13 protein-coding genes are annotated in these 16,075 nt (G+C 73.6%); 8 read left to right on the top strand and 5 right to left on the bottom strand.

Annotated features, from left to right (window positions below):
* Positions 1 to 9: 9 nt before the first annotated feature.
* From OG767_RS30690 to OG767_RS30720, 7 genes are all read left to right on the top strand, one after another.
* Positions 10 to 798, top strand: a complete 789-nt coding sequence (locus tag OG767_RS30690; RefSeq protein WP_405091560.1) for a TIGR03084 family metal-binding protein — start codon at positions 10 to 12, stop codon at positions 796 to 798.
* Positions 795 to 2,474, top strand: a complete 1,680-nt coding sequence (locus OG767_RS30695; protein WP_405091561.1) for an acyclic terpene utilization AtuA family protein — start codon at positions 795 to 797, stop codon at positions 2,472 to 2,474. The genes OG767_RS30690 and OG767_RS30695 overlap by 4 nt, the downstream gene beginning before the upstream one ends.
* The gene (locus tag OG767_RS30700; protein ID WP_405091562.1) at positions 2,471 to 3,661 is read left to right on the top strand and encodes an acyl-CoA dehydrogenase family protein; all 1,191 of its coding nucleotides are present in this window, start codon (positions 2,471 to 2,473) and stop codon (positions 3,659 to 3,661) included. Before OG767_RS30695 ends, OG767_RS30700 begins: the two co-directional genes overlap by 4 nt.
* On the top strand, positions 3,658 to 5,262 hold the full coding sequence (locus OG767_RS30705; RefSeq protein ID WP_405091563.1) for an acyl-CoA carboxylase subunit beta: 1,605 nt from the start codon (positions 3,658 to 3,660) through the stop codon (positions 5,260 to 5,262). Before OG767_RS30700 ends, OG767_RS30705 begins: the two co-directional genes overlap by 4 nt.
* A gap of 67 nt (positions 5,263 to 5,329) precedes the next feature.
* The gene (locus tag OG767_RS30710; RefSeq protein WP_405091564.1) at positions 5,330 to 7,330 is read left to right on the top strand and encodes a biotin carboxylase N-terminal domain-containing protein; all 2,001 of its coding nucleotides are present in this window, start codon (positions 5,330 to 5,332) and stop codon (positions 7,328 to 7,330) included.
* Positions 7,327 to 8,490 carry an acyl-CoA dehydrogenase family protein gene (locus OG767_RS30715; RefSeq protein WP_405091565.1) on the top strand — a complete coding sequence of 388 codons (1,164 nt, stop codon included), beginning with the start codon at positions 7,327 to 7,329 and terminating at the stop codon, positions 8,488 to 8,490. The genes OG767_RS30710 and OG767_RS30715 overlap by 4 nt, the downstream gene beginning before the upstream one ends.
* A gap of 103 nt (positions 8,491 to 8,593) precedes the next feature.
* On the top strand, positions 8,594 to 9,280 hold the full coding sequence (locus OG767_RS30720) for a hypothetical protein (RefSeq protein ID WP_405091566.1): 687 nt from the start codon (positions 8,594 to 8,596) through the stop codon (positions 9,278 to 9,280).
* Positions 9,281 to 9,369: 89 nt separating this feature from the next.
* On the opposite strand, the gene OG767_RS30725 is transcribed toward OG767_RS30720, so the two are convergent.
* From OG767_RS30725 to OG767_RS30735, 3 genes are all read right to left on the bottom strand, one after another.
* Entirely contained in the window at positions 9,370 to 10,359 is a 990-nt protein-coding gene (locus OG767_RS30725; RefSeq protein WP_405091567.1) for a hypothetical protein, read from the bottom strand.
* 116 nt (positions 10,360 to 10,475) lie between these two features.
* A complete protein-coding gene (locus OG767_RS30730) occupies positions 10,476 to 11,414 on the bottom strand; it encodes a transporter substrate-binding domain-containing protein (protein ID WP_281934300.1) in 939 nt (312 codons plus the stop codon).
* 124 nt (positions 11,415 to 11,538) lie between these two features.
* Entirely contained in the window at positions 11,539 to 13,320 is a 1,782-nt protein-coding gene (locus OG767_RS30735; protein WP_405091568.1) for an alpha/beta hydrolase, read from the bottom strand.
* Positions 13,321 to 13,555: 235 nt separating this feature from the next.
* Here OG767_RS30735 and OG767_RS30740 point away from each other — a divergent pair, with 235 nt between their 5' ends.
* Complete coding sequence (locus OG767_RS30740) at positions 13,556 to 14,020, top strand: hypothetical protein (protein ID WP_405091569.1); 465 nt, start codon at positions 13,556 to 13,558, stop codon at positions 14,018 to 14,020.
* A 15-nt stretch (positions 14,021 to 14,035) separates the two neighbouring features.
* On the opposite strand, the gene OG767_RS30745 is transcribed toward OG767_RS30740, so the two are convergent.
* Positions 14,036 to 15,526: a serine/threonine-protein kinase gene (locus OG767_RS30745; protein WP_405091570.1), complete on the bottom strand. Its 1,491-nt coding sequence runs from the start codon at positions 15,524 to 15,526 to the stop codon at positions 14,036 to 14,038.
* Between the two features lie 30 nt (positions 15,527 to 15,556).
* Positions 15,557 to 16,027, bottom strand: a complete 471-nt coding sequence (locus tag OG767_RS30750) for a hypothetical protein (RefSeq protein WP_405091571.1) — start codon at positions 16,025 to 16,027, stop codon at positions 15,557 to 15,559.
* Positions 16,028 to 16,075: the final 48 nt, after the last annotated feature.

Below are 16,075 nucleotides of genomic sequence, written 5' to 3' on the forward strand. Positions count from 1 at the left end.
GGAGGCACCATGGTCGACGCGACCGCACTGCTCGCGGATCTCACCGCCGAGTCCGACCAGCTCGACGCGCTCGTCAGCGGGCTGCCACCGGAGGACTGGGCCCGGGACACCCCGGCCGCCGGCTGGACCGTCGCCCACCAGATCGCCCACCTGGCCTGGACCGACCACGTGGCCGGGCTCGCCGCCACCGACAGCGACGCGTTCTACGCCTCGGTGCTGTCCGCGCCCGACCCGGCCCGGCTGGTCGACGACGGGGCCGAGTCCTTCCTCGCCCCGCCGGCCGCGCTGCTGGCCCGCTGGCGGGACGGCCGCGCCGCGCTCGCGGCGGCCCTGGCCGCCACCCCGGCCGGCGAGAAGCTGCCCTGGTACGGCACCCGGATGTCGCCCGCCTCGATGGCCACCGCCCGGCTCATGGAGACCTGGGCGCACGGCGAGGACGTCGCCGACGCGCTCGGTGTCACCCGCGCCCCGACCGCCCGGCTGCGGCACGTCGCGCACCTCGGCTTCCGTACCCTCGGGCACAGCTTCGCCGCGCACGGCCGCCCGGTGCCGACGGACCCGGTCCGGGTCGAACTCACCGCACCGGCGGGCGACGAGGTCTGGGCCTTCGGGCCGGCAGCCGCGACCGACCGGGTGACCGGGCCGGCGCTCGACTTCTGCCTGCTGGTCACGCAGCGCCGGCACCGCGCCGACCTGTCCCTGGTCGCGACCGGGCCGGTCGCCGACGAGTGGCTGGACGTGGCCCAGGCGTTCGCCGGCCCGCCGGGCGCCGGCCGGGCGGCGGAGGCCCGCCCATGAGCGGGGTGCTGCGCGTCGGCAACGCGTCCGGCTTCTACGGCGACCGGTTCGCCGCCTGGCGGGAGATGCTCGACGGCGGCGAGCTGGACGTGCTGACCGGCGACTACCTGGCCGAGCTGACCATGCTGATCCTCGGTCGCGACCGGATGCGTGACGCGTCGCTGGGCTACGCGAAGACGTTCCTGCGGCAGGCGGAGGGCGTGCTCGGCACCGCGTCGGAGCGCGGGGTCACGCTGGTCACCAACGCCGGCGGCCTCAACCCGGCCGGGCTGGCCGACGCGATCCGGTCGCTCGCCACGCGACTCGGCCTCGACGTGCGCGTCGGGTACGTCGAGGGCGACGCGCTCCAGCGGCCGGACGCGCTGACCGCGAACGCGTACCTGGGCGCGTTCGGGATCGCGGCCTGCCTCGACGCGGGCGCGGACGTGGTGGTGACCGGGCGGGTCACCGACGCGTCGCTGGCGGTCGGCCCGGCGATCGCCCGGTTCGGCTGGACCCGGGACGACCTCGACGCGCTGGCCGGGGCGACCGTGGCCGGGCACCTGATCGAGTGCGGGGCGCAGGTCACCGGCGGCAACTTCAGCTTCTTCACCGAGCTGCCGGACGGCGGCCGGCGCCCCGGTTTCCCGATCGCCGAGCTGCACCCGGACGGCACGTCGGTGCTCACCAAGCACCCCGGCACCGGCGGCGCGGTCACCGTCGAGACGGTCACCGCGCAACTGCTGTACGAGGTGGGCGGGCCGGACTACCTCGGGCCGGACGTGGTGACCCGGCTGGACACGGTCCGGCTGGAGCAGGCGGGGCCGGACCGGGTACGCGTCTCCGGCGTACGCGGCACGCCCCCGCCGGACACGCTCAAGGTGGGCGTCAACAACCTGGGCGGCTTCCGCAACTCGATGACGTTCGTGCTGTGCGGGCTGGACATCCCGGCCAAGGCGGACCTGGTCCGGGGTCAGGTGACGGATGCGGTGGGCCCGGACGGGCTGGAGTTCACGCTGGCCCGCACCGACCACCCGGACGCGGCCGACACCGAGGCGGCGAGCGCGCTGCTGCACGTACACCTGCGCGATGTGGACAAGGCGCGGGCCGGGCGGGCGTTCTCGGCGGCGGCGGTGGAGCTGGCGCTGGCCTCCTACCCGGGCTGCACGCTGACCACGTTGCCCGGCGACGCCACGCCGTACGGCGTGTTCACCTCGGACACCGTGCCCCAGGACGCGGTGACGCACGTGGCGGTGCTCCCCTCCGGCGAGCGCGTGCCGATCCCCCCGCCCTCCGTGGTGGGTGGTTTGCCGGGGCCCCCTGTTATGCACCAGGCGTTAACCGGGGGCCCCTCCTTGCACCGCACGCGGCGGGGGGCGCTGGGGGAGCTGGTGGGGGCGCGGTCGGGGGACAAGGGTGGGGACGCCAACCTCGGCGTCTGGGCCCGGACGGACGCCACCTGGGCCTGGCTGCGCGGCTGGCTGACCGTGGAGCGGCTGGCCGAGCTGCTGCCGGAGACCGCCCCGCTGACCGTGGAGCGGTACGAGCTGCCGAACCTGCGCGCGGTCAACTTCGTGATCCGCGGGCTGCTCGGGCCGGGGGTGGCCGCGTCCACCCGGTTCGACCCGCAGGCCAAGGCGCTCGGCGAGCTGCTCCGGGCCCGGGTGGTCGACCTGCCGGCGGAGGGGCCGGCATGACCATCGTGGACACCCCGGAGCGTCGCCAACTTCGCGAGCTGACCCGCGCGTTCGTCACCCGGGAGGTGTTGCCGCACCTGGCCGACTGGGAGCGGGCCGGTGAGGTGCCCCGCTCCCTGCACGAGACCGCCGCGCGGGTCGGGCTGCTCGGCATCGGCTTCCCGGAGTCGGTCGGTGGCAGCGGCGGCGACCTGCTCGACTCGATCGTGGTCACCGAGGAGATCATCCGCTCCGGCGGCTCGTCCGGGCTGGTCGCCGCGTTGTTCACGCACGGCATCGCGCTCCCGCACATCGTCGCGGCGCAGGACGAGCACCTCATCGACACGTACGTCCGGCCCACGCTGGGCGGGACGATGATCGGCGCGTTGGCGATCACCGAACCGGACGGCGGCTCGGACGTGGCCGCCATCCGCACCTGCGCGGTCCGCGACGGCGACCACTACGTGGTGAACGGCGCGAAGACGTACATCACCAGCGGCGTCCGGGCGGACTTCGTGACCACCGCGGTCTGCACCGACTTTCCCGGCTCCGGCTCACTCAGCCTGCTGGTGATCGACAAGGGCACGCCCGGGTTCACCGTGGGCCGGCGGCTGGAGAAGCTCGGTTGGCACTGCTCGGACACCGCCGAGCTGTCCTTCGTCGACGTGCGGGTGCCGGTGGCGAACCGGGTCGGCCCGGAGGACACCGCCTTCCTGGCCATCATGCAGCAGTTCGCCGCCGAGCGGCTGTCGCTGGCCACGAGTGCGTACGCGACCGCGCAGCGCTGCGTCGACCTGGCGGTGCGGTGGTGCCGGGACCGCTCCACGTTCGGCCGTCCGCTCGCCAGCCGGCAGCTCGTCCGGCACCGGCTGGCCGAGATGCACACCCGCGCCGAGGCGGCCCGCGCGTACGTGCACGAGGTGGCCGAGCGGGTGGCTCGACCACTCCAGCTCGGCGCGTCTGGCACCGCGCCGCGACCTGGAGCAGTCGGCGGGCAGCCGGTGGTGACCGAGGTGGCGATGGCGAAGAACGTGGCGGTGGCCGCCTGCGACCACGTGGTGGACGCCGCGCTGCAACTGCACGGCGGCTTCGGCTACCTGCGCGACGCGGAGGTGGAGCGGCACTACCGGGACGCCCGCATCCTCGGCATCGGCGGCGGCACCACCGAGATCATGAACGAGATCATCGCGAAGGGCATGGGCCTGTGAGCACTGTTCTCCAGAGCACGATCGACCCGACCGCACCCGCCTTCGCGGCCAACCGGGAGGCGCTGCTGGAGCGCCTCGCCGAGTTGGAGACCGCGCTGGACCAGGCGCGGGCCGGCGGCGGCGAGAAGTACGTGACCCGGCACCACAAGCGCGGCAAGCTGCTCCCCCGGGAACGCATCGAGCTGCTGCTCGACCCGGACAGCCCGTTCCTGGAACTGTCGCCGGTGGCCGCGTACGGCACGGACTTCCCGGTCGGTGCCAGCACCGTGACCGGGATCGGCGTGGTCGAGGGCGTGGAGTGCCTGATCGTGGCGAACGACCCGACGGTACGCGGCGGCGCGATCAACCCGTGGTCGTTGGCGAAGACGCGTCGGGCGGGTGAGATCGCGCTGGCCAACCGGCTGCCGATGGTGAACCTGGTCGAGTCGGCCGGCGCGGACCTGCCCTCCCAGGCGGAGATCTTCATCCCCGGCGGGCGGGTGTTCCGCGACCTGACCCGGCTCTCCGCGGCGAAGATCCCCACGGTCAGCGTGGTGTTCGGCAACGCCACCGCGGGCGGCGCGTACGTGCCCGGCATGTCGGACTTCACCATCATGATCCGGGACCGGTCGCAGGTCTACCTGGCCGGGCCGCCGCTGGTGAAGATGGCCACCGGCGAGGTCACCGACGACGAGTCGCTTGGCGGCGCGCTGATGCACGCCTCCACGTCCGGCCTGGCCGACTTCCTCGCCGAGGACGAGCGGGACGGCATCCGGCTGGCCCGGCAGTGCGTCCGCCGGCTCAACTGGCGCAAGGGCGGCCCGCCGCCGCGCACCCCGTCCCCGCTGCCACCCCGGTACGATCCGGAGGAGCTGCTCGGCATCGCCAGCGCCGACCTGAAGGTGCCGTTCGACCCGCGCGAGGTCCTCGCCCGGGTGCTCGACGACAGCGCGTTCGACGAGTTCAAGCCCGGCTACGGCACGGCGCTGGTGACCGGCTGGGGCGAGCTGCACGGCTGGCCGGTCGGCGTGCTGGCGAACGCCCGGGGTGTGCTGTTCAGCGAGGAGGCGCAGAAGGCGGCCCAGTTCATCCAGCTCGCCAACGCGGCCGACACCCCGCTGGTCTTCCTCCAGAACACCACCGGCTACATGGTCGGCACCGAGTACGAACAGCGCGGCATCATCAAGCACGGCGCGTTGATGATCAACGCGGTGTCGAACTCGACGGTTCCGCACCTGACGGTCAACCTGGGCGCCTCCTACGGCGCCGGCAACTACGGCATGTGCGGCCGGGCGTACGAGCCGAGGTTCCTGTTCACCTGGCCGAACGCGAAGTCGGCGGTGATGGGTCCGGCGCAGTTGGCCGGCGTGCTGTCGATCGTGGCCCGGCAGGCCGCCGCGGCCCGGGGGCGGGACTACGACGAGGACTCCGACACCGCCATGCGGATGATGGTCGAGCAGCAGATCGAGTCGCAGTCCGGGGCGCTGTTCCTCTCCGGCCGGCTCTACGACGACGGGGTGATCGACCCCCGGGACACCCGTACCGTCCTCGGGCTCTGCCTGTCGGCGATCCACAACGGACCGGTGAAGGGCGCCGACGGTTTCGGCGTCTTCCGGATGTAGCCGTGAGCGCGAGGAACGCAGCGAAGCGGAGTCCCGCAGTCGCGAACGAAAGGCAGGCTCAGCGCTGATGATCACTCGACTTCTGGTGGCCAACCGGGGGGAGATCGCCCGCCGGGTCTTCGCCACCTGCCGCGCGCTCGGCGTGGCCACGGTCGCCGTGCACTCCGACGCGGACGCCGACGCGCCGTTCGTCGCCGAGGCCGACCACGCGGTCCGGCTGCCGGGGAACACGCCGGCCGAGACGTACCTGCGGATCGACCTCGTCCTGGACGCGGCCCGGCGCTCCGGCGCGGACGCGGTCCACCCCGGCTACGGCTTCCTCGCCGAGAACGCGGAGTTCGCGGCGGCGGTGACCGACGCGGGCCTGACGTGGGTCGGCCCGTCCGCCAAGGCGATCGCCGCGATGGGCGACAAGATGGCGGCCAAGGCGCTGCTCGCCGACGCGGGCGTGCCGATGCTGCCCACCTGGACCGACCCCGACCAGGTCACCGCGTTCCCGGTGCTGGTCAAGGCCAGTGCCGGCGGCGGCGGCCGGGGCATGCGGATCGTCCGCGACGCGGCCGGGCTCGCCGAGGCCGTCGCGGGCGCGCGCCGCGAGGCGGCGGCGGCGTTCGGCGACGGCACGGTCTTCATCGAGCGGTACGTCGAGCGTGGCCGGCACGTCGAGGTGCAGATCTTCGGCGACACCCGCGGCACGATCGTGGCGCTCGGGGTACGCGACTGTTCGGTCCAGCGCCGGCACCAGAAGATCGTCGAGGAGGCGCCCGGGGTGCTGCCCGACGAGGTGCGCGAGCGGCTGCACTCCGCGGCGGTGGCGGCCGGCCGGGCGGTCGACTACGTCGGCGCGGGCACCGTGGAGTTCCTGCTGGCCCCGGACGGGCAGGTGCACTTCCTGGAGATGAACACCCGGCTCCAGGTCGAGCACCCGGTCACCGAGCTGACCACCGGCCTGGACCTGGTGCGGCTGCAACTGCTGGTCGCCGACGGCGAGCCGCTGCCGGTCCCGGCCACACCTGTCCCGCAGGGCCACGCCATCGAGGTGCGGCTCTGCGCCGAGGAGCCGGCCGAGGGTTTCCGCCCGGCCACCGGCACGCTGCACCGGTTCGCGATCCCCGGCGTCGACGCCGAGTTCGGGCCCACCCGGGGCCTGCGCCTGGACTCCGGCGTGGTGGACGGCTCGACGGTGAGCGTGCACTACGACTCGATGCTGGCCAAGCTGGTCGCCTGGGCGCCCACCCGCACCGAGGCGGCCCGTGCCCTGGCCGGCGCGCTGGCCCGGGCCGAGCTGCACGGCGTGGCCACCAACCGGGACCTGCTGGTCCGGGTGCTGCGCAGCGGCGAGTTCGCCGCCGCCGACGTCGACACCGGCTTCCTGGACCGGCACCCCGAGGTCTTCGCGCCGCTGCTGCCGGCCGAGCAACTCCCGCTGGCCGCGCTCGCGGCGGCGCTGTCCGGGGCCGCCGCGCGTCGGGCCGCCGCGCCGGTGCTGGCCGGGCTGCCGTCGGGCTGGCGCAACGTGCCGGCCGTCCCCCAGGTCACCCGCTTCACCGACATCGAGATCCACTACCGCCTCACCCGCACCAACACCCTCGCTGAGTGGGCAAGGACGGGCCCCCTCTTAACGGATTCGGTAGAGGAACGCGCCCCGCTTGACAGTGAGCTGCCCGTGGTCGAGCTGGTGTCGGCCGACCCGGACCGGGTGGTGCTCGACGTGGACGGCGTGCGGCGCGCGTTCCGCGTACACCGGGTGGGGTCGTCGGTCTTCGTGGACGGCCCGGACGGGGCGGCGAGCCTCACCGAGCTGCCGCGGCTGCCCCGGCCCACCGCGGCGCTGGCGGCCGGGTCGCTGCTCGCGCCGCTGCCCGGCGCGGTGACCCGGGTGCATGTCGAGGTCGGTCAGCGGGTCGCCGCCGGCGACCTGCTGCTGACGCTGGAAGCGATGAAGCTCGAACATCCCGTGCTCGCCCCGGCCGACGGCGTGGTGGCGGAGCTGCCGGTCGCGCCCGGCGGCCAGGTGGAGACGGGTGCCGTGCTGGCCGTGGTCGACCCCGAGGAGGACCCGCAGTGAACTTCGACCTCACCCCCGAACAGGACCAGCTCCGCGACGCGGTACGCGCGCTGGGCCGCCGGTACGGCCACCCCTACTTCGTGGCCAAGGCCAAGTCGGGAGAACACACCACCGAGCTGTGGCACGAGGCCGGACGGCTCGGCTACCTCGGCGTCAACATTCCCACCGAGTACGGCGGCGGGGGCGGCGGCATCACCGAACTGGCGCTGGTCTGCGAGGAGCTGGCCGCGGCGGGCTGCCCGCTGCTGCTGCTCGTGGTCTCCCCCGCCATCGCCGCCACCGTGATCAACAAGCACGGTACGGAGGAGCAACGCAAGAAGCACCTGCCCGGCCTCGCCGACGGCTCCCAGAAGATCGTCTTCGCGATCACCGAGCCGGATGCCGGGTCGAACTTCCACCGCCTCGGCACGGTGGCCCGCCGCGACGGCGACGACTGGCTGCTCACCGGCCGCAAGGTCTACATCTCCGGGGTCGACGAGGCCGACCATGTGCTGGTGGTGGCCAGGACCGAGGATGCCTCCTCCGGCAAGCTCAAGCCGGCGTTGTTCATCGTGCCGACCGACGCGCCCGGCCTGGAGAAGTCCAGGCTGGACATGGAGATCCTCTCCCCGGAGAACCAGTTCCAGCTCTTCCTGGACGACGTCCGGCTGCCCGCCGACGCGCTCGTCGGTGAGTCGCTGGACGCCGGCCTGCCGGCGTTGTTCGCCGGGCTCAACCCGGAACGGATCACGGTCGCCGCGATGGGCGCCGGCACCGGCCGCTACGCCGTCGAGAAGGCGTCCGACTACACCGCCACCCGCAAGGTCTGGGGCGGGCGCTCGATCGGCTCGCACCAGGGCGTCTCGCACCCGCTCGCGCATGCCGCCGTCCAGGTGGAGCTGGCCCGGCTCATGATCTACAAGGCGGCCAGCCTCTACGACGCCGGCCGCGACCTGGAGGCCGGCGTCTCCGGCAACATGGCCAAGTACGCGGCCGGCGAGGCCGCCGCGCTCGCCGTGGACACTGCCGTCCAGGCGCTCGGCGGGGCCGGCATGACCACCGAGTACGGCGTGGCGACGCTGCTCGGCGCCGTACGCGCCGGCCGGATCGCCCCGGTCAGCCGCGAGATGATCCTCAACTTCGTCGCCCAACACGTCCTGTCCCAGGACAAGTCCTACTGACCGTGGGTGTCTCCAACCCTTCGGTGGGTGGAACGCCGTGGCTGTCTCCGGCCCCGTGTGACAGCCATGGCGTTCCACCCGAGCGGTCGGCGAGACTGGCGGGGTGGGAACGGGCGAGGTGGAGCAGGCGGGTGAACGGCTGTACGCCGTGTTCGCCCGGCACCCGATGCCGGACGACATGGCGGCGTGCGAACACTGCGTGGACCCGGCCGACGTCGACCGCTTCCGGCGTACGCCGCTGCGCGCGTTGACGCCGGACCAACTCGGCAGCTACCTGTCCAACCCCGGCACCTGGGGTGACGGGAACGAGCTGCCGCACCTGGTGCCCCGGCTGCTGACCGCGTACGCCGCCGGCGAGATGGTCGACCAGTCCTGGCCGGACACGCTGGCCCGCCGGATCGCCGGGCACTGGGCTGACTGGACGCCCGTCGAGCGGAGCGCGGTGGAGGACTTCCTCCGCGCCTGGTGGCGGTCGACGCTGACCTCGTGGCCGTCCGAGCATCCGGCGGAGGACATCCTGGACGCGGTGGCCGCGCTGGAGCTGGACCTCGGCCCGTACCTGGCGGCCTTCGCGGAGCTGCCGGGCGGGGCGGTCACTCGGCACCTGACGGAGATCGTCGGATGGTCGGCACCCGACGATCGGGCGAGACGCGCGCTGGACCGCTGGCTGGCCTCCGACACCCCGGCCGAGCTGCTGTGGGCCGCAGCGGTCGCCGACGCGGGAACCCCGCTCGGCGACGAGCTGGCCGAGGCCGCCGACCTGGCCGACCTGCTCCGCAAGACACGCTGACGCGGGTTCGGGGCAGATCTTGGAAGCAAACGGCCCTCGGAGGGGCCCTCATCTTCCAAGATCTGCGTGCGGATTGCGAGCCGCGCCCGTCAGCGGACCGTGCGGCAGGCGGCGTCGATGCGGTGAACCGGGCGAACCCGGCGACCCAGCCCCTCCAGCAGTGAATCCTCCACGTGGAAGTCACGCACCCGGAGCTGCCGCCGGGGCAGCTCGTCCTCGCTCGGGCAGAGCACCTGCGCGCGTACCTGGCCGACCGGCAGGTAGCGGACGCCACCACGTTCCTGGAGCAGCACCACGTCGACGTCGTCCACGGTGACCACGTGACCGCGGACGTCCTCGGTGACGCCGGGCGCCGTCTCGACGGTGGTCACGGTCAGCGGCAGCACCGGCGTGCTGATCACCGGCAGCGCGGCCCAGACCAGCATGGCCAGCACCGCCGCCTCGGTGACCGAGGCGAGCGGCCGGATCACCGCCGCCGGCAGCGGACCGGTCACGAACAACGCCAGCACCGGGGGTACGACAAGCAGCGCCAGCGCCAGCGCCTCCCCCTGCCGGCCGGCGTCGAGCAGGGTGGGCCCGAGCAGCCAGAGGTATCCGGCGAACCCGGCGGCGAGCAGCAGCAGCCGGGGCACCCGCTGCTCGTGCAGCCGTTCCGGGCCGAGCTGGAACGCGGCCACGAACGCCGGCAGCAGCAGCGGCAGGTAGAGCAGCGGCCAGGTGCCCAGCGCGAGCAGGAAGCTGGCCACCGCGAACCAGGCCGGCGTGCTGTCCACCCAGCGGGCGAAGAGCGGCCGACGGATTCCGGGCGGCATCCGGTCCACGCTGACCCGCAGCACCGCGCCGAGCGCGAACACCGCGACCAGGGCGGTGGAGAGCAGCGCGGCGGCGGTGGTGAGGAAGCCGGCCAGCAGGTTCACCGTGCCGACGTTGGCGACCAGCAGCAGCGTGGTCTGCAATTCGCCGCCCGCCTCGACGCCGAGCCGCAGCACCGAGAAGACGGCCGGCACCCCGACGACCGCGGTCCAGAACGACTGGGTGGCCCGCGCGCGACGCTCGGCCGGGTCGGCCGGCGGTGGCACGGCCCGCCCCGGCGCGGCGGCACCGGGGCCGGCGGTTCCGGCAGCGGCAGCCCCAGGGCCGGCAGTGCCCGCGCCCGGAACGGCAGTGCCCGCCGGGACGGCGTCCGGCGGGGCGGTCATCGCCGGGGCGCCTTGTCGTCGAAGTCGACGAGCTTCGGCACGTTCAGCGGCTGCGGCTGGGACTTGTCCGCCTTGAGCCACGGCCCGAGCGTGCGGTTGTACGCGGTCAGCCACGGGCTGCTGATCCCGTCCCGCCCTTCCAGGTAGCTCTTCTGGAGCGCGAACGCGACCAGGTCGCGCAGCGCCGGGTCGCCGATCGGCACACCGATGCCGAGCAGCTCGCTGGTGCCGAACGGCATGTCGACGATCTCGAACTCGGTGGGGTACTGGGACAGGAAGCCGGCCAGGATCGTCTCATCGGAGCTGACCACGTCGTACCGCTTCTCCCGGATGCCCCGTACGCAGTCGCCGACGGTCTTCACCACGTACGCCCGGACCTGGTGTTTCTCCAGTTCCGCCTCGGTGGTGGAGCCGCCGCTGGTGCAGACGCGCAGCCCCGGCCGGCGCAGATCCTCGATGGTGCGGACCCGGTCGCGCAGCCGCGTCGGCACCATCACCTCCTGGGTGGTGACGAAGTACGGCCCGGCGAAGCTGATCAGCTTCTGGCGCTCCTCGGTCATCGAGAAGCTCGACACGATCAGGTCGACGGTGCCGCCCTGGAGCGCGGGAATGCGGTCCTCGGTGGCCAGCGCCACCCACTGGATACGCTGCTCACCCTGGAAGCCGAGGAACGCGGCGATGTAGCGGGCGATCTCCACGTCGAAGCCGATGTGCGCGCCGTTGCGCAGCTCGCCCATCAGCGGCTCGGTCTCCGACACCCCGATCTTGATCTTCGCTTGACCGTCGATGTGCGAGTCGTGCAGCTTGTCGAGCACCGAGGGCAGCGGGGGTTCGCGGCGGTTGTCGCAGCCGGCGGCGGCGGCCAGGGTGAGTGTCAGCGCCACGGCCAACGTGGTGGCGAGGGAACGGAGCCGGCGGGGAGAGATCTCGGGCATCGGACACCTCGATCGCGGGACACGACGACGGGAAACTCAGCGTAGCGGCCACCACACAATGCGCCGTGCCCCACGGCCCGGGGTACGGAGGACGCCCGATCGCCCGCCGTACCCCGGGGGTCCGTCAGCGGACGGTAAGCGTGCCGACCGCCGGCCCCGGCGTGCTCACCGGCGGCAGCCGCTTCGGCTCGCCCCGACCGGGCGCGCCGGCGCGGGCCAGCTCGCTCTTGGACGCGGCCACCCGGCCGGTCGGCGGGTCCTCCTGGAACGGCTGGGCGTCACCGACGCAGCGCGCACCCTTGGCCGGCGGCTTGCCGGTGAGCAGGTACGCGTCGATCTTCCCGGTCACGCACACCGAGGTGCCGTACGCGGTGTGCCCCCAGCTGTCGCTGCTCAGCAGCCGGCTGTTCGGCAGCAGCGCGGCCGAGCTGACCGCACCCTGGTAGCTGGTCGCCGGGTCCCAGTAGTTGCCGACCACGAGCACCGGGGCGGCGGTGGTGCGGTTGAACGGGCCGGTGTAGGCGTCCTCGTCGCGCACCGTCCAGGTGTCCCGGGCGCAGGGCGCGGTGCCCCAGGCCCAGGCCCGCCCGAAGTACGGTGCCCGCTGGTCCTCCCTGGCCGCCAGCGCCGGCCAGGCGTCCGCGCTCCTCGGGTGGTACGCGTCGGTGCAGTCGACGGTCAGGAACGTCTCCAGCCCGTTGTCGTACGGGAAGTCGTACCCCCGCTGTTGCCGGGCCTGCGCGGCACGGGCGGCGAGCGCCCTGCGGGCCGTCGCGGCGGCGGCCTTGCCGGTGGCCGGGTCGGTCGCGGCCAGCAGTTGCATGGTGATGTCCACGACCGACTGCCAGCCGTACGGGTCGTAGAGCGCGCCGAGCGTGGCGACCACGAAGTCGGCGTAGCTGACGGTGAACGAGCCGTACTCCGGGTCGTCGATCACGGCCGGCTTCTTGCGCAGCCGCTTCGCCACCGTGTCGTACCCGGCGACCGGGTCACCGCCGGCGGCCAGCGCGCACTGCTCCGCGCCGACCTTGGCGCACCGCACCAGGATCTCCCGCAGCGCCCGGTACGCGCCGTCGGCGCTGCGCAGCCGCGTCTCCTGGAGCTGGTTGCGGGCCGGGCCCTGGCCGACCCAGGCGTTCGGGTTGAGCACACCGTCGACGACGAGCGCGCGGAACCGGTCCGGGAACATGTTGGCGTAGTACTGGCCCAGCGCGGTGCCGTAGCTGAAGCCCAGGTAGCTGAGCTTCTGGTCGCCGACCGCCCGGCGCAGCACGTCCATGTCGCGGGCCACCTCGGCGGTGGACGCCGCGCCGGTCAGCGGCTTGCCGGTGGTCGAGCACGCCGTGCCGACCGCCTTCGAGGCGGCGACGTACGCCTTCTCCTCCGCCTTCGTCCACGGGAACGCGACGTTCAGCCCGGCGTACGCCCGGGTCTGCTCCTTGACGGTGCGGAAGCACCGGATGTTGTCGCTGGCCTCGATGCCGCGCGGGTCGACGCCCACCACGTCGAAGCGGTCGAGCAGGTCGTCGCCGAGGAAGTAGGGCGCGGCGAGCGCGATGCTGGTGCCGGAGCCGCCCGGGCCGCCCGGGTTGAGGAACAGGCTGCCGATCTTGTGCTGCTGGTCGCGGGCCTTGACCCGGAGCAGCGCGACCTCGGTGGTGGCGCCCTTCGGGTTGTCGTAGTCCAGCGGGAGCCGGACCGTGGTGCACTCGGCGTAGTCGTAGCAGGCGTACCAGTCCAGCTTCGGCGTCGGTACGCGGTCCACCCGACGTGCCTCGGCCGTGCTGGTGCGGTCGTACGCCGGCGGTTGCGGTGTCGGCGCGGCCACGGCGGGCGAGACGGCCGATCCGGCGAGGAGGATCCCGGCGATCCCGGTTGCGGCGAGGGGCCGGATTACACGGGGCATGTGACTGCCTTCCGGTGGGGAACAGATCCGTCGAGGAGCACCTCGACCCCGTCACTTTAGGATTCCCCCACGACTGGAAGTGACCCCCAAAAGCGGACCGATGCCGCAAAATGCCGAGTTATGTAACGATTTTTTCTCGATCGACGCTTTTCGCGATCCGATGTGGAGCCGGAGTGACGGGAAGCCGTCCCGGGTCGACGGTTGACAGGTCGACGCGCTAAGCCATGCTTGTCGGGTGAGTTCGTTCCCGAGGTCCGATGCGCGGGTGAAGGCCGTCGCCGCGTCCGCGGCGACGGTGGCGGCGCTGGTGACGCTGGCGGTGTGGCGACCGCCCGGCATCCTGTCGGTGGTGCTGGCCCTGGTCTGCGTCGTGCTGGGCATGGTCACCGGCGTGACGATCACCGCCGCCCGGCAGTCGCCCGGCGGCGGGGTCGCCGCACCGTCGGCCGAGGGCTGGCCGGCCCCCGACCCGGGGTACGGCGTGGACGCCGACACGCTGGAGGCGATCGACCCGCGCGCGGTGCGGAACCTGCGCACCCCGGGCGGCGCTCCGGTCGACGCGGACACGCTGGAGGCGCTCGACCCCCGGGCGGTCCGCGGGCTGCGCGCGGCCGGCGCGCTCGACGCCGACACGCTGGAGGCGCTCGACCCGAGGTCGGTGCGACAGCAGCGGACGGTGAACGGGATCAGCGACCGGTGAGCGCGGCGATCGGGCTCAGCGACCGGTGAGCGTGGGGCGGGCCAGCGCGTTCACGCCCTGCCCGGCCAGGCAGCGGTAGGTGCGGTCGGCTTCGCTCTCGGCCGGCGGCAGCACCTCCAGGTTCCACCCGGTCCCCGACTTGACGCCGCTGACCAGCCGGAACGTGCCCGCGTTGCAGACCTTGCGGACGGCCGGATCGGCGGCGACCGCGTCGTGGCCGGCCCCGGTCAGACCGTTCGGCAGGTCACCGGCGGCGTAGGTCTCCCAGGTGTGCTGGCCGTCGCACGGCACCCGGCTCGCCTCGGCGCGTTCGCGGCGCAGGCGCACCGGGCCGTAGCACTCCAACTCGGGCGCACAGCGCGCACCGGCCGGGAGGCGGACGTCGGCGGACGCGCAGCCGGGCAGCGGCGTCATCCCGGCCGCGCCGCTGGCCACCGGGGTCGGCGACACCACCGGCTGGGTGCCGCCGGCCAGCCACGCGCCGCCGGCGGCCGAGGCGGCCAACGCCAGCACCCCGGCTCCGCCGAGGAACCAGCGCCTCGGCCAGCGCCGGCTCCGCGTCGGCACGGTCGGGTGGTCGTCCCGGACCGGCTGCCGCGGGCTCGGCCCGCCGCTACGGTCGTACGGGCCGCCGGTGCGGTCGTACCGGCCGCCGACGATCGGAGGCGTCGGGGTGCCGGGGTCGAGCGGGAGCGCGGCGAGCAGGCCGCGCAGCTCGACGGCGGAGGGCCGCTCGCCCGGGTCGTTGGACATGCCCAGGCGCAGCACGTCGATCAGCTCGTCGGGCACCCCGGGCAGCCCGGGGATCGGGTGCTGGAACATCTCCAGCACGGTGACCAGGCTCGGGTTGCGCTCGGACTGCCAGCGCGGCGGCCGGCCGTGCATCACCGCGTAGAGCGTGGCGCAGAGCGCGTAGACGTCGACGGCCGGGCTGGGCGGGCTGTGGTTGAACATCTCCGGCGGCGCGTACGCCGGGGTGAGCACCTCCAGCGTCACCGAGGCGTCGCGCACCTCGGCCAGCACCGCCAGACCGAAGTCGGCGAGCACCGCCGAGTTGAACTCGGAGTGCAGGATGTTGGCCGGCTTGACGTCGCGGTGCAGCACGCCGGCCGCGTGCGAGTGGGCCAGCGCGTCGGCGATCTTCACGCCGAGGTCGCGGGTCTCCGACGCGTCGAGCGGCGAGGTGCGCATCCGTTCCGCGTACGAGCCGTCGCACAGCTCCATGATGAGGTAGGGGTGCTGGTCGACGGTGACCCCGACGTCGAAGAGGTCGACCACGTGCGGGTGCGACGACATCCGCCCGGCGGCGCGGGCCTCGCGCAGGAAGCGGGCCTGGTCGCGCTCGTTGTTCAGCGTCCGGTTCTCGACCTTGACGGCCACCTCGCGCCCCACCGAGATCTGGGTGGCCCGGTAGACGGTGGCGTAACCACCACGGGCGAACACTGACAGGTCGGTCAGACCGGGCACGATGGGCAGCCGCATGGCGCCGGGCGGGGTCTCGGTCACGGCTCGAAAATACCCAACGGTCCCGGTCGGTCAGCGCGCCGCGTCGGAGGCGGGCGCCGGCGCGGAGTCGCCCGACCGGGTCGGGACCGCCGGAGCGGCGGCTCCCCGACGGGCGTCCCACCACAGGCCGGCGGCGGTCGCGAGCGCGCCCAGCCCCTCCCACGCGGCCACCCCGAAGAACCGGTCCGGCGCGACGTCGGAGAGCACCGCGATGGTGAACACGGTGAACGTGACCAGCCGGAACCAGACCGTGAACCGGTAGAACGGACGCCACTCGGTGGCCACCGCGAGCAGGTAGTAGACCCCCATGTTGAACGAGGCCATCGAGGACGCGGTGAGGAACGTGCCGGTGTAGTCACCGGGGGCACGCTCGGCCGGCACCTCGAAGCCGAGCAGGCGCAGCTGCGTCTCCGGCCAGAGCAGACCCAACGCGCCGAGCAGCAGCGCCAGGAGCCCGAAGACCGCGATCGTCCAGCCGGCGCCGGAGCGCGGCAGCCTCATCGTCCCTCCCCACGAACTCCTCCGACGGCGCTCGCCGGCCGCCCCACG

It is taken from the genome of Micromonospora sp. NBC_01392, from assembly GCF_045040125.1.
In the GTDB taxonomy this organism is placed as follows: Bacteria; Actinomycetota; Actinomycetes; order Mycobacteriales; family Micromonosporaceae; genus Micromonospora.

Coding starts and splice junctions, on each gene's coding strand:
- OG767_RS30735 (WP_405091568.1), bottom strand. CDS start 13,320: ATGCCCCGTGTAATCCGGCCCCTCGCCGCAACCGGGATCGCCGGGATC.
- OG767_RS30700 (WP_405091562.1), top strand. CDS start 2,471: ATGACCATCGTGGACACCCCGGAGCGTCGCCAACTTCGCGAGCTGACC.
- OG767_RS30750 (WP_405091571.1), bottom strand. CDS start 16,027: ATGAGGCTGCCGCGCTCCGGCGCCGGCTGGACGATCGCGGTCTTCGGG.
- OG767_RS30695 (WP_405091561.1), top strand. CDS start 795: ATGAGCGGGGTGCTGCGCGTCGGCAACGCGTCCGGCTTCTACGGCGAC.
- OG767_RS30730 (WP_281934300.1), bottom strand. CDS start 11,414: ATGCCCGAGATCTCTCCCCGCCGGCTCCGTTCCCTCGCCACCACGTTG.
- OG767_RS30710 (WP_405091564.1), top strand. CDS start 5,330: ATGATCACTCGACTTCTGGTGGCCAACCGGGGGGAGATCGCCCGCCGG.
- OG767_RS30690 (WP_405091560.1), top strand. CDS start 10: ATGGTCGACGCGACCGCACTGCTCGCGGATCTCACCGCCGAGTCCGAC.